The sequence below is a fragment of the Tardiphaga robiniae genome (assembly GCF_001618955.1).
GTDB classification, from domain to species: Bacteria; Pseudomonadota; Alphaproteobacteria; order Rhizobiales; family Xanthobacteraceae; genus Tardiphaga; species Tardiphaga robiniae_A.
Genome location: NZ_LVYV01000034.1, coordinates 260542 through 273726, shown reverse-complemented (window position 1 = coordinate 273726; position 13185 = coordinate 260542). Strand labels below are relative to the sequence as shown.

Below are 13185 nucleotides of genomic sequence, written 5' to 3'. Positions count from 1 at the left end.
ACTTCGCCGAGAACCGCTACTTAAGCATAGGTCTGAACATGTTGCAGCGCCCACGCATTACTACGCGTACTCTTACATATTGCGGAATCCTTTTTTCGGCAGGCTTGTTTTCGGCAGGGCTGGCTCCCGCATTTGCAGCTGATCCGACCGGCGATTGGAAGGTTGAGGACGGCGTCGCGCATATTCGTGTTGCCGAATGCGGTGGCAGCATGTGGGGGGCCGTAGCATGGGAAAAGACCCCCGGCGGGATCGACAAAAACAATCCAGATGCCGCCAAGAAGGCACGCCCCACTCTGGGCATCGTGACATTGCTGGACATGAAAAAGAATGCCGCAAACGACAAATGGGCGGGTCAGGTCTACAATGCCAAAGACGGAAAATTCTATAAATCGACGATCAAGCTCGGTGACACGGCTGACGAACTTGAAATCGAAGGCTGCGTCCTCGGTTTCCTGTGCGGCGGTCAGACCTGGACGCGCGTAGGCCCGTCGATTCCGTCGAGCCCCTCGAACCTCACCGCCAAGGGTGCCCTGCCCAAGGCGGGCGCTGCCACCAGCGGCAAGATGGCCCCAGCGGCTACTCCGACGGCTTCTGCTGCTGCACCCAAGGCTGCACCGGCTCCTGCGGCCGGCGCACCCAAGGCCACCGCTCCAGCCGGTCAGAAAACCGCTGCAGCAACGGCGCCGGGACAGCCGGCCGATATCGGCGATATCTGCCTGCTGCCCGAGATCAACAAGGTCACTCACTAGTCTCGCGCGGCTTACCCATGAGAGCCGGCTGGAATAGCAGCACGGCCGCCAGCGTCACTACAAAGGACATCGCGAGCAGTTTACCCATGCTCGCGGTGCCCGGATGGTTCGACAGCCACAGGCTGCCGAACGCCGTGGCAGTCGTCAGCGCGCTAAAGAAAATCGCGCGTGTCAGCGATGACTGCAGCAGATTCTTGTAGCCTGCTCGCCACGCCGTCACATAGTAGATCTTGAACGCCACGCCGACGCCGAGCAGCAGCGGCAGCGCGATGATGTTGGCGAAGTTCAGCGGCAAGCCAATCAACACGCAGATCTCCAGCGTGACCGTTCCCGCCACCAGCAAGGGAACGATAGTCAGCAACACGTCGCTGATGCGCCGCAAAGCCAACCACAGCAACAACGAGATCGAAATCAGCGCCCAGAAGCCCGCATGAATGAAGGCGGTGACAATGGTGTCGCCCGACTTCAGGATCGAGATCGGACCACCGACGGCAAGCGGCTCCGACTTCAGCACGGCATCGGCGAACTTGCGCAACGTGTCGTTATCGTTCGGATCGCCGTTGGGCTGCGCCTCAACGCGGATCTGGCCATCTTTGGTCTTCCACGAATTCACCAGTTCGGGCGGCAAGGTCTGCAAACTGATCGGGCTCGCCTGCATCAGATTACGCAACTGCCCCAATGCGAGCTTGAGCGGCACCACAAAGGTCGCCTGCACCTGATCGCGCACAGGCTGGCTAGCATCAGCGGTCTTGGCCAATGCATCCGCCAGACGCTTCGCGGCGACGGCGCCGGGACTGATCTGCGTTCCCGCAAGTTTGCGCAGGCTCGCCGCCGAGTCCTTCAGAGAGGTGACATTTTCCGCATCGGTCGGCGCCTTGTCGATCGACTCGGGGTTCAAAGCCGGCTCGAGAATCTTCGCGCCTTCCTGAATCGCCTTCAGCTTGGCGGGCTGATCCTCAGGGACGAAACTGCCGAGTGAAATCGTACGAGCCACTTCCGGGATCTTGGAGAGACGTTCTTCGACCTGCTTCGCAGCGGCCTCGTTTGGCGCCATGATATTGACCGCATTGGCGCCCGTGTTCGGATCCTTGCGCAGATCGAGGAAGGTCGCGATCGACTCGACATTCGGATTGCGCAGGTTGATCGGATTGAAGTCGAACTTCAGGAAGTAGAGCAGCGGCAGACCGGCGATCGTGAGCGCCAGTGTGATGCCGATAATCCAGAAGCGCTTCTCTTCCAGGAAACGGTCGACAGGCGCCAGGAACGCATAACCGACGGGCTCCTTTTCGCCCGCGGGATTCAAGAGGTCGAGCAGTGCCGGCAGAACGGTGATGCTGGTCAGGAAAGCGATCATCATGCCGGCGCCGGCGATCTTGCCAAGTTCGGACACGCCTTTGTAATCGGTCGGAAGGAACGACAGAAAACCTGCAGCCGTTGCGAAAGCGGCGAGCGACAGCGGTACGGCGCAATATTCGGCGGCCTTCGTCAAAGCCAGCGGCAGGTTGTCATTCTTGTAGCGCTCCGAGCGGTAACGCACGCTGAACTGGATGCCGAAGTCGACGCCAAGGCCGACGAACAATACGGCAAATGCAATCGACAGCAGGTTCAGCGAACCAACCATCATAAGACCGACGGCGGTCGTTGTGACGAGGCCGACGAACAGAGTTGCGAAGACGGCGCCGATGATCTTGGCCGAGTGCAGCGCCATCCAGAGGATGACCAGCACGATCAAAACCGTACCGATACCGTTGACGATGGCTCCATCCTGCACGGTGGAGAATTCCTCGTTTGCGATGGGGACCGGGCCGGTCAACCGCACGCGTGCGCCGTATTCGCCAGCGATGTTCAGGTCGACGGCAGCCTGCCGGATCGCATCTGTCGCGGTCTTGCCGGGCTCAAGCGCGTTGAAGTCGAGGATAGGCTTGATTTCGATGAAGCCACGCTTGTCGCCATCGGTCAGAGGCTTGTCGCTGACCAGCCCGCGCCATGAGAAAGTGCCCTTGCCGTTTTTCAGCACGTCTTCGATGGTCTGCGAGACGGCGTTGAAGGTCGGCGCCGCAGCGTCGAGCTGAAGCTGCCCACGGCGAATGCCGGTGAGGCCGGTTTCCAGGGCGCCAGTGAGACCGCGCAGACTGGGATCGCCGGCCATGATTTCAATCAGTGGAGCAGCTTGCTGGAACTGGCCCGTCAGTTGCGCAACTTCCTTGGTCGGCAGGAACAGCAAGCCGTTCTTTTCGAAGAACGCTCCGCCATCCAATCGGCGAACCGAGTCGAAATCTGTCTTGTTGGTGACCAGCTTCGCTTCCATCGCATTGGCTGCGGCATTGGCAAATTCAGGCGTGGGCGCCTCAACCACCGCGATGATCAGACGCTCCTGGTCGAAGGCCTTGTCGAAAGCAATGTCGCGCTGACGCCAATCGAGATTGGGCGAGATCAGCTTGTTGATGTCTGTATTGATCGAGAAATTCTTCGCCGTGTAATAGCTCGCGCCAATCGAAAGAAGCACACAAACGAGCACCACCGGCAGAGCAAACCGGGTGCAGAAGTTCACGATCGAGACGACAACTCTTGTCAGCACGCTTTTTCTTTCTATTTGGACGAGGCTCGCAAAGAATGCGGTTCACGAGGGAGGGTTCCGCAAACCATTACTTTCGCATTGGATGCGCTTTGCTTTCAGCAATGTGATGGGATGGCATAAAACGTGCTGATCACCGTAGCAACGGTCGTGTTAGCGACGCCTCGTCGCGCCGTAAAGTGACGAACAAGTGAGAGTTTTCAGGTTCTTGTGGCGCAACCGCAAGATATTACCGCAACCCGGCCAGTCGTCGCAAACCACGTTTTCGGTTCGTGATTGCATACTGAGTGATTTTTGTCACACAGAACGGCTCAAATATCCAGCTGGGCTGGATATGTGCCTGATTGTGGTACAGAATTAAGGATTGTACCGGAATCAATTATGGACTTTGTACCACGTGCTTGATCGTCGCCCCCTTGAAATCTTTCTGGCTCAGCCGCGCGGCTTCTGCGCGGGCGTCGTGCGTGCCATCGAGATCGTCGAGCGTGCTCTCGAGCGCTATGGGGCGCCGGTCTATGTCCGCCATGAGATCGTCCATAACAAATACGTGGTCGAGAGCCTGAAGGCCAAGGGCGCCATTTTTGTCGAGGAACTCTCCGAAGTGCCTCCGAACGCCATGACCGTCTTCAGCGCCCATGGCGTCGCCCGGAGCGTCGAGGAGGAAGCGGCCACCCGTGGCCTGCCTGTTTTGGATGCAACCTGCCCGCTTGTCACCAAGGTCCACAACCAGGGCAAGCGGTACATGTCCAAGGGCCGTAAGGTCATTCTGATCGGCCACGCAGGCCATCCGGAGGTTGACGGTACCATGGGACAGGTGCCCGGCCCAGTTTACCTTGTTCAGAGCGTTGAGGACGTCAAGGTACTGACGCTGCCACCGCAGGACCCGGTCGCCTATATCACCCAGACGACCCTCAGCGTGGATGACACCAAGGACATCATTTTGGCCCTGGAACAGCGTTTCAGTGACATTGAGGGCCCCGATACCCGCGATATCTGCTATGCAACACAAAACCGCCAATCTGCGGTAAGAGACCTCAGCAAGCTCGTGGACGTCATTCTGGTCGTCGGGGCGACCAACAGTTCCAACTCGAACCGGTTGCGTGAAATCGGCACCGAAGTGGGTGTCGCAAGTTACCTCATTGCCGATGGCAGCGAACTCAACCCCGCCTGGTTGAAGGATGCGCGTGCCGTAGGCATCACGGCTGGCGCATCCGCGCCAGAAGTGCTTGTAGATGACGTGATCGAGACCTTGCGGCGGATCGGACCGGTTGCGGTGTCGGTGTTGCCTGGACGTGAAGAGAATATCGAATTCAAGCTACCCGCCGACCTGACCGCGGTTTGATCCACCTTCGTCACGATGTGATGCGCAGAGAGAAAATTCGAAATGGCCATTCCGTTTTTTAAAGAAATGAAGATCGGCTCCTATCTCTTGAAGAAGAAGCTGACTGGCCAGAAGCGCTATCCGCTGGTGCTGATGCTGGAGCCACTTTTCCGCTGCAACCTGGCCTGTGTCGGCTGTGGCAAGATCGACTATCCGAACGCTATCCTCAACCGCCGCATGTCGGCGCAGGAATGTTGGGATGCCGCCGATGAGTGCGGCGCGCCGATGGTTGCGATCCCGGGCGGCGAGCCGCTGATCCACAAGGAAATCGGCGAGATCGTGCGGGGCCTGGTCGAGCGCAAGAAGTTCGTCTCGCTCTGCACCAACGCGCTGCTGCTTGAGAAGAAGCTCGACCTGTTCACGCCGTCGCCCTACCTGTTCTTCTCGGTGCATCTCGACGGCCTCAAGGATCATCACGACAAGGCCGTGTCGCAGGAAGGCGTGTTCGACCGCGCCGTCTCCGCGATCAAGGCCGCCAAGGCCAAGGGCTTCGCCGTCAACGTCAACGCGACCATCTTCGACGGCCACGCCGCCGAGGACATTGCCAAGTTCCTCGACTACACCGTTGAGCTCGGCGTCGGCGTCTCGATGTCGCCCGGCTATGCCTATGAGCGTGCACCGGATCAGGAGCACTTCCTGAACCGCACCAAGACCAAGAAGCTGTTCCGCGATGTCTTTGCGCTCGGCAAGGGCAAGAAGTGGAACATCATGCATTCCGGCCTGTTCTTGGACTTCCTCGCCGGCAACCAGGAATACGAGTGCAAGCCGTGGGGTATGCCCGCGCGCAACATCTTCGGCTGGCAGAAGCCCTGCTACCTGCTCGGTGAAGGCTACACCAAGACCTTCAAGGAATTGATGGACACCACCGATTGGGACACCTACGGCACCGGCAAGTACGAAAAGTGCGCCGACTGTATGGCCCATTGCGGCTACGAGCCGACCGCCGCGGACGAAGCCATCAGCAACCCGTTCAAGGCCATGTGGGTGGCGATGCGCGGCGTGAAGACGTCGGGCCCGATGGCGCCGGAAATCGACCTCACCAAGCAGCGCCCGGCGCAGTACGTGTTCTCGTCGGAAGTTCAGAAGCGCCTGTCGGACATCCGCAAGGAAGAAGCTGTCGCCGCTGCCGCCAAGGCAGAGGAAAAGGCGCAGAAAGCTTCGACCGCCGCCTGAGCCGGTTCAGATCGGATATCAAAAAGGGCGCGATGCAAATCGCGCCCTTTTTCTTTGCAGCGATGATAGTGCAGAACGGCCTGTAAGGCCCATCAGAGCGTTGCTCAGACGTCCGCGGAAACCAGGTTGGTGTGCCCGAGCAGATAGCTGCGGCAGTCGCGCAGGCTGCGCAGCGCGCGATTGAAGTCGCGCCCGGTCGAAACCAGCGCCCGAATCACCAGTGGATTGCGGGCAATGCCGCGCAGCACCTTGCGCATGTCGATGTCGCCGTTCGGCTTGATAGCTGTGGTCGCGATTTCAGGCAGCGCGCGGCTGGCAGGATCGCTAACCACGCGCAGCGCGGCAAACGGCAAACCGGCCTTGGCAGCGAATTCAGCCGCGATGTGACTTTCCATGTCGACGGCAGCGGCGCCGAATTCCGAGCGCAGTGCGGCCTTGCCGGCCTGCCCCGTCACGACCTTCTCGACACCAACCAGACCACCACGAAACACCTTCTGGCGGCCAACGCCGGCACCGGCGATCAGTTCGTCGCTAAGGACTTCAGACGCTGACCAACGGCTGTTGCCGGCCACCACTTCCGTGGCCACAACGACAGCGCCTGATTTGAGATCGGGATCGAGGCCGCCGGCGACGCCGAAGCTGATGACGCCGCGGATGGTGGCGGGGTCGAAGTCAGCCAGCAGGCTGCGGAGCTGGACGGGATCACTTGAACTGCAAATGACGGTCATCCCCGGCCCGGCAGCGATCTTCGCTTCCTGGACCAGCCCCGTGACGATCAATACCGGCCGCGGGTCGGTTGTATCGCCCGCGGTCGAAATGCCCCCATCGCCCAAAATCACATCCCAACCCCTACGGTCTTGCTGTTGGTGCTCTTCAAATTCCGGAACCGCGCCAACGCCCAGAGCGGGAAGAATTTCGAGTAGCCATGATAACGCAGATAAAACACACGGGGGAAGCCGGTGGCGGTGTAACGGGCCTCGTCCCAGAGTCCTTTTTCCGTCTGTGTGTCCATCAGGTACCGCGTTCCACGGGCGACAGCCGGATTATCGACCTCGCCTGCCGCCATAAGCGCAAGCAAGGCCCATGCCGTTTGCGACGACGTGCTCGGGGCCGCCTCGAATCCCTTGTAGTCGAGTCGGTAGCTGACCGCATCCTCGCCCCAGCCGCCGTCCTCGTTCTGGATCGACAGCAGCCAGGCCACCGCCTTGCGGAACGCCGGATCCTGGTGATCGATGCCAACAGCATTCAGCGCGCACAGCACCGACCAGGTGCCGTAGATGTAGTTCAGGCCCCAGCGGCCATACCATGAGCCCTCGGCGAGCTGGGTGCGGCGCAGATATTCCACACCGTCTGCCAGCGGCTTCGAGGTCTCGACGGTGTCGCCAAGCTGCGCCAGCATCGAGACACAACGCGCGGTGACGTCCTCGGTCGGCGGATCGAGCAGCGCGCCATGGTCCGAGAACGGGATGTTGTTGAGGTAGTATTCGAGGTTATCGACCTCGAACGCCGCGAATCCGCCGTCGCTGCTCTGCATGCCCAGGATCCATTCCCGGCCGCGATCGAGCGCAACGTCGTATTCCTTGCCGCCGGTCTGACGGCGTGCGCGATCCATCGCCATCATCACCACGGCCGTGTCGTCGAGATCCGGGTAATACGCGTTGTTGTACTGGAACGCCCAGCCGCCCGGACGCAGATCCGGCCGCTTCACCGCCCAGTCGCCCTTCACGTCGAGCACCTGCTTCGTCGCCAGCCAGTCGAGACCTTCTTTCGCCGGACCGAACGCTTCATCGCCGCCGGTCTCCAGCATCGCATGCGCGGTCAGGGCGGTGTCCCACACCGGCGATACGCATGGCTGGCAATAGGCTTCGACCTCGCCGACAATCAGAAGCTTGTCGATACCGCGGCGCTGGATGGCGCGGGGCGGATAGTCGGCGGGGAAGCCGAGCACTTCATACATCATGACCATATTGGCCATCGGCGGATAGATCGCACCGAGACCATCCTCGCCGTTCAGGCGCTCCTCGCAGAACTCGACGGCTTTCGCGATCGAATGGGCGCGGAGTTTCTTTGGGAAATACGGTTCGGCGGCGCGGAGCAGAATGTCGATGCCGGTGAAGAAGGCGAACATCGCGCGACTCTGATGTGGCGCGCGTTTAATGCCACCGATCCTGGATGGATCTTCCAGGAACAGCTCATCGATGCCGACGCCCTTCTTGTTCTGCGCGCGCGGCTTCAGCGCCGCGAGCACCATGAGCGGCACGATCGTGGTGCGCGCCCAGTAGGACATCTTGTTGAGGTGGAACGGAAACCACATCGGCAGCAGCATGATCTCGACCGGCAGCACCGGAGTGGCGCGCCAGGAGAGGATGCCGAACATCGCGAGCAGGAAGCGCGTGAAGACGTTGACGTTGACGGCGCCGCCGCGCGAGCGGATCGCTTCGCGGGCGCGGACCATATGCGGCGCGTCGGTCGAATCGCCGATCATCTTCAGCGCGAAATACACTTTCACGCTGGCGCTCATATCGAAGTCGCCGTCCTGCACCAGCGCCCAGCCGCCATGCCTGCCCTGGGTGCGGCGAAGATAGTTGGCGATCTTGCCTTCAAGCTCGGCATCGACGGGCTCGCCGAGGTAATGCCGCAACAACACGTATTCTGACGGGATCGTGCCGTCGGCTTCGAGCTCAAATACCCAATGGCCGTCAGGCTGCCGGAACTTCAGCAGGCCCTGCTTCGCCGAAGCGATGCTCGTCTCGAGCGCCGCGTTCTGAATTGTGATCTCTGGACTGACCGAATGCATCTCGCTCGCCATATCTCCGTACTCGTCGTGAATGATCGTCTGGCTGCGCAACGGTCAGCGCATCGCCAGAACGAGATCGGCCGCGCGGTCACCCGACCGCACCGATCCCTCAATAGTCGCCGGCAGACCGGTATCGGTCCAATCGCCTGCAAGAAACAGGTTCTTGAAATCGGTGCGCGTGCCCGGACGCAGGGCATCTTGGGCAGGCGTAGCTGCAAAAGTGGCACGGCGCTCGCGCACGATCTGCCAGGCGGGCAGAGGCGCCTGGATATTCGAAATCTTACAGATCTCGTCCCAGATCTGTTGCGCAAACTGTTCGCGCGGTGTGTTCACGAAACGGTCGCCATTGCTGATCGTGATCGACAGGCGATTGTGGAAAGCAAACAGCCATTCCACCACACCGCCAACGACGCCAACCAGCGGCGCGTGGCCTGCTGGAGGAACGTAGTTGAAATGCGCGTTCACGATCGCGCGGAACTCGGTCGGCGTCTTCACGCCAGGCAATAGCGACTTCGCGGCCCACGGCGGAACAGCCATCACCACGACGTCGTCCGAGCCAAGCGTGATGACGTCATCAGCGCCAAACTTCAGCTCGGTGACGCGATCACTACTCATGGTGTAACCGCGCAGCTCATGACCAAAATGAACGCCGGCGCCCTTGGCGCGCAGCAATTCGATCGCAGGCTCGACCAGAACATCGCTAAGACCAGCGCGCGCGATCAGCGGGCGGCACGCCTGCCCGCCTGCCAGCAGCGTTTCGCGCACGATGGCGCCGGCCAGACCAGCCGAACCTTCCGGCGGATCGACATTGAGCGCGGCCAGCAACAGTGGCTGCACCAGACGATCGTAGAGGACGCCTTCACAGCGAATGGCATCGCCAACCAGGCGACTATTCGACGACCAGATCAGCGGCGACAGCGCGAGATAATCGGCGACGCTGGTGTCCGGGACGCGGCGCGTCTTGTCGAACAACCATGTCGGGATCTTGCCATCGCCGAGATCGATCTGCCAGCGCTTGCCGGTCTTGATATCAGCGAATGCGAATTGCGCGCGCGGCGGACCAACGAGCCCGGCTTCGGTGCCGATCGACTTTGCGTAGGCGACGACGTGGCTGTTGCCTGACAGAACCAGATGGTTACCGTTGTCGATCTGGAGCTGGGTCTGCGCGTCGAAATACGACCGGCAGCGGCCACCGGCCTGCTGCGTCGCCTCATGGACGTGGACCTTGAAGCCGGCATTGACGAGACGCACGGCGGCCGACAGGCCGGAAACGCCGGCACCAATGATATGAGCGGTCTTTTGCATCAGATAATCGCGTATCGCAGCAGGATCGCTATCTTGGAGGCCTTGCCGAGACGAACGGGGTCGCGCGGCAAAGCAAAGCCACGCGCCACCAGCAATTCCAGGATGGCGTGATAATATTTCGACATGATCCGCGGCGCGCGCACCACGCGGCGCTTGTTACGCGCCATGATCTCGTCGGACTTTTCGAAATGCGCCTGCGCCCGCTTCACCAGCGGCGCACAGACCTTCGGCAATGCCAGGCTGGCGCGCACCACGTCGGGATCGGTTGAGGTGATGCCGGCGTGATAGAGCAGTTCACGCGGCAGATAGAGACGACCGATACCGGCGTCTTCGTCGATATCGCGCAGGATATTGGTGATCTGCAGCGCACGGCCAAGATGATGCGCAAGCAGAATGCCATCTTCGTCCGGCATGCCGAACACTTTCACCGACAGGCGGCCGACGGCACTGGCAACACGATCGCAATACAGATCGAGCGTTGCGTCATCGGGCGCGCGAATATCCGCGGGGATATCCATCTCCATGCCGTCGATGACGGCGATGAAATCCTCCTTGCGCATGCCGAATTGCTTGATCGGCCCGACATAGTCGCGCACACGCGCCGGCGGATTGCCTGCATAGAGCGCATCGATATCTGCGCGCCACTGCTGCATGTCGGCGAGCCTGACCTCGCGCGGACCATCGGAATCCGCGATATCGTCGACCTGACGGCAGAAGCTGTAGATCTGGAACATCGCGTCGCGCTGAGCGCGCGGCAGAATGCGCATCGCGGCATAGAACGAACTGCCGGCAGCAACGCCCTGAACCTCGCTCTGAGGTTCGCTATTATTCACCTGGCTCGTCATCTGGTTCATGCGCCTGGCGTCGTCGAACGAGGCATCGGCGCGCTGGTGGTGGCGCGGCGCCACAGCCCGCCGGCGATGCCGGCCAGCGCGTAGCCTGCCATGCTGGCCTTCGAGAGATGGACCTTCTCGCTCAGCGGATCGCGCAACTTCAGCATCTTCAGGATCTGCCAGGCGAAGGTCTCGATGACGGCGACATCGCAGCCCAGCCGGACGTCCGCGATATGAACCGTCAGCGTCTCGCTCTCGTGCATCAGGGTCTCGGTCTTGGCGACCAATTCGCGAATACAGGCCAGCAGTGCCGGCGACGCCTTCGCCTGCTTGAGATCCTCCACCGAGGCGCCGTGCCGGTCCAGCGTGTCCTGCGGAATGTAGACCCGATCGAGATCGCGATAGTCGTTGCCACAATCCTGCAGGTGATTGTTGATCTGCAACGCCGCGCACAGCGCATCCGACGCCGGCCAGGTGGCTTTGCTTTCGCCATGCACGTCGAGCATGAAACGCCCGACCGGCATCGCCGAGAACGAGCAATAATGAATGAGCTCATCCCAGTCGGCGTAGCGCAGCTTGGTCACGTCCATCCGGAAGGCCGTCAGGACGTCGAGCGCATGACGCGGGGGCATCTCGCGCATCTGGAGCGCCTCGCGCAGGACGACGGCTTCGGCCTGGCCGTCACCCTGACCGAGCAGGTCGGCCTCCAGCTCGTCGAGCAGAGCCAGTTTTGCAGGCGCATCGAGCAGCGCGTGATCGGCAATGTCGTCTGCGGTCCGGACGAAATTATAGAAGGCAAGAATCAGCGCCCGGTGGCGCGGATGGATAATCCACGACGCGACAGGAAAATTCTCGTCACGATCGGTCTTGCCGGATCGCAGTTCGCTCGCAGGGGTCATCCAGAACTGGCTACGTTGGATTTGAACAGGGTGGCTCGGGGGCCGCCAAGGTCCGGTAATACCGGCAGGCGGGGTCGGCCGCGAGCCCCCATATAGGGCAAATTGGCCCGTGAGACCAATGCCAATATGCCACTTTCGGCCGCAGCCAGTGCCGGGCCGGATCACGTCTTGGCGGGCTCGCGGCGAGACCAAAACGGCGCCACGAGCCCGGAATCTCGCATCGGGGCGGGTTATTGGCCGTGGCTGACCAGCACGTCGTTGCAGGCCTTGCTGATCTTGGGGCGGTTTTCCTTCAGGCAGGACAGAACCACGAGGTCACCCTGATCCATGACGGCGCGGCAGAGCTTCTGCACGTCGCGGGTGCAGGCCTTCTGCTCCGCGTCGGTGCCGCTGCGGGGCTGGTTTTGCTGGGCCAATGCACCGGTCGAGGCAGATGCGGAAAGCACGGACAGTACCAGGAGAAATTTACGCATTGTCTTCCTTCAGTATGGTGGCGAGATTCACAGCCCGTGTGGTGCATAGCATAAACTGAAACATTCGCATCGCCGGGAAGGCTTTATCTTCAGGCACATCGGCGAATTCGCGGCGATGGATGCAATCAGGACACAGAACATTCCCGCCCCCACAGACACGAATAAATGCGGCGAAAGCTTGCGCACATGGCCGCACTGGCTGCAGGACCGGCCGACGCCCCCCCCCCGCAGGACAAGATAAGGTTTTACGACAATTGTTCAGACGCGCATCACCTCCGCCCGTTCCGCTCCGGGAACCTTCGCGCTTGTGGGCGGTGACATGTTACTTTTACAATCGTCCAATTATGATCGCTCTATTGAACCTAAAGATGTGCAGCGACACTTAAGCTTCGATGAGGCGCGGCATAACTCGGTTACACAGCGCTATTTTGGGAAAACTTACATGACATTCCATTCTGCAAAGCGGTTCGGGCACGCCCTCAAGGCCGCTGGCGCTGGCGCGATCCTGCTGCTGTCGGTGTCCGCAGGCCATGCCCAGTCCGGACCGTTCGCCGGCTTCGACGGGGCCTGGAGCGGTACCGGAACGGTCTCCATGTCGGACGGCTCCTCGGAGCGCATTCGATGCCGGGCGACCTACAAGGTGGATGGCGGCGGCAGCGCACTGGCTCAGACGCTGCGCTGCGCCAGCGACAGCTACAAGTTCGACCTCTCCAGCAATGTCACCAGCCAGGGCAACAACGTGTCCGGCAGCTGGAGCGAAGCCAGCCGCAACGTCTACGGCAATCTGGTCGGCAAGGCGGGCGGCGGCCAGATCGACGTCTTCGTCGAGGCCGCGGGCTTTGCGGCCAACATCACGCTGACGACCCGCGGCAACAAGCAGTCGGTATCGATCAGCTCCAAGGGCGAAATTCGCGGCGTTTCGATCAATATGGTCAAGAGCTGACGCCGGCTTGCACACTTCACAAAAAAGCCCCCGGAGCGATCCGGGGGCTTTTTTGTT

Annotated in this window: 11 protein-coding genes; 4 read left to right on the top strand and 7 right to left on the bottom strand. The window is 61.0% G+C overall.

Going from position 1 to position 13185, the window contains the following annotated elements; genetic code table 11:
* Positions 1–38 precede the first annotated feature (38 nt).
* Positions 39–749, top strand: coding sequence for a DUF2147 domain-containing protein (locus A4A58_RS21375; RefSeq protein WP_068735868.1), 711 nt, complete (start codon positions 39–41; stop codon positions 747–749).
* Here A4A58_RS21375 and A4A58_RS21370 read toward each other — a convergent pair.
* Positions 739–3327, bottom strand: coding sequence for an MMPL family transporter (locus tag A4A58_RS21370; protein ID WP_068735866.1), 2589 nt, complete (start codon positions 3325–3327; stop codon positions 739–741). The two genes, A4A58_RS21375 and A4A58_RS21370, sit on opposite strands and share 11 nt — an antisense overlap.
* Before the next feature lie 394 nt (positions 3328–3721).
* Between A4A58_RS21370 and ispH the strand changes: the two genes are divergently transcribed.
* On the top strand, positions 3722–4666 hold the full coding sequence (gene ispH / locus A4A58_RS21365) for a 4-hydroxy-3-methylbut-2-enyl diphosphate reductase (RefSeq protein WP_192855923.1): 945 nt from the start codon (positions 3722–3724) through the stop codon (positions 4664–4666).
* Between the two features lie 42 nt (positions 4667–4708).
* Positions 4709–5878 carry an adenosyl-hopene transferase HpnH gene (hpnH, locus tag A4A58_RS21360; RefSeq protein WP_068735862.1) on the top strand — a complete coding sequence of 390 codons (1170 nt, stop codon included), beginning with the start codon at positions 4709–4711 and terminating at the stop codon, positions 5876–5878.
* 104 nt (positions 5879–5982) lie between these two features.
* Here hpnH and A4A58_RS21355 read toward each other — a convergent pair whose 3' ends face one another.
* From A4A58_RS21355 to A4A58_RS21330, 6 genes are all read right to left on the bottom strand, one after another.
* Positions 5983–6717 (bottom strand): phosphorylase, encoded by a 735-nt coding sequence (locus tag A4A58_RS21355; protein WP_068735860.1) that lies wholly within the window; start codon positions 6715–6717, stop codon positions 5983–5985.
* The gene (shc, locus tag A4A58_RS21350; protein ID WP_433993643.1) at positions 6714–8687 is read right to left on the bottom strand and encodes a squalene--hopene cyclase; all 1974 of its coding nucleotides are present in this window, start codon (positions 8685–8687) and stop codon (positions 6714–6716) included. The genes A4A58_RS21355 and shc overlap by 4 nt, the downstream gene beginning before the upstream one ends.
* A 42-nt stretch (positions 8688–8729) precedes the next feature.
* A complete protein-coding gene (gene hpnE / locus A4A58_RS21345; protein ID WP_068735858.1) occupies positions 8730–9980 on the bottom strand; it encodes a hydroxysqualene dehydroxylase HpnE in 1251 nt (416 codons plus the stop codon).
* Positions 9980–10825, bottom strand: a complete 846-nt coding sequence (hpnD, locus tag A4A58_RS21340) for a presqualene diphosphate synthase HpnD (RefSeq protein WP_068736287.1) — start codon at positions 10823–10825, stop codon at positions 9980–9982. Before hpnD ends, hpnE begins: the two co-directional genes overlap by 1 nt.
* A 5-nt stretch (positions 10826–10830) precedes the next feature.
* The gene (gene hpnC, locus A4A58_RS21335; RefSeq protein ID WP_068735856.1) at positions 10831–11712 is read right to left on the bottom strand and encodes a squalene synthase HpnC; all 882 of its coding nucleotides are present in this window, start codon (positions 11710–11712) and stop codon (positions 10831–10833) included.
* Positions 11713–11942: 230 nt separating this feature from the next.
* Positions 11943–12185, bottom strand: a complete 243-nt coding sequence (locus A4A58_RS21330) for a cysteine rich repeat-containing protein (protein ID WP_068735855.1) — start codon at positions 12183–12185, stop codon at positions 11943–11945.
* 442 nt (positions 12186–12627) lie between these two features.
* Between A4A58_RS21330 and A4A58_RS21325 the strand changes: the two genes are divergently transcribed.
* The gene (locus tag A4A58_RS21325; RefSeq protein ID WP_068735853.1) at positions 12628–13128 is read left to right on the top strand and encodes a hypothetical protein; all 501 of its coding nucleotides are present in this window, start codon (positions 12628–12630) and stop codon (positions 13126–13128) included.
* Positions 13129–13185: the final 57 nt, after the last annotated feature.

Coding starts and splice junctions, on each gene's coding strand:
- A4A58_RS21330 (WP_068735855.1), bottom strand. CDS start 12,185: ATGCGTAAATTTCTCCTGGTACTGTCCGTGCTTTCCGCATCTGCCTCG.
- hpnC (WP_068735856.1), bottom strand. CDS start 11,712: ATGACCCCTGCGAGCGAACTGCGATCCGGCAAGACCGATCGTGACGAG.
- hpnD (WP_068736287.1), bottom strand. CDS start 10,825: ATGACGAGCCAGGTGAATAATAGCGAACCTCAGAGCGAGGTTCAGGGC.
- shc (WP_433993643.1), bottom strand. CDS start 8,687: ATGGCGAGCGAGATGCATTCGGTCAGTCCAGAGATCACAATTCAGAAC.
- hpnH (WP_068735862.1), top strand. CDS start 4,709: ATGGCCATTCCGTTTTTTAAAGAAATGAAGATCGGCTCCTATCTCTTG.
- A4A58_RS21325 (WP_068735853.1), top strand. CDS start 12,628: ATGACATTCCATTCTGCAAAGCGGTTCGGGCACGCCCTCAAGGCCGCT.
- A4A58_RS21375 (WP_068735868.1), top strand. CDS start 39: ATGTTGCAGCGCCCACGCATTACTACGCGTACTCTTACATATTGCGGA.
- hpnE (WP_068735858.1), bottom strand. CDS start 9,980: ATGCAAAAGACCGCTCATATCATTGGTGCCGGCGTTTCCGGCCTGTCG.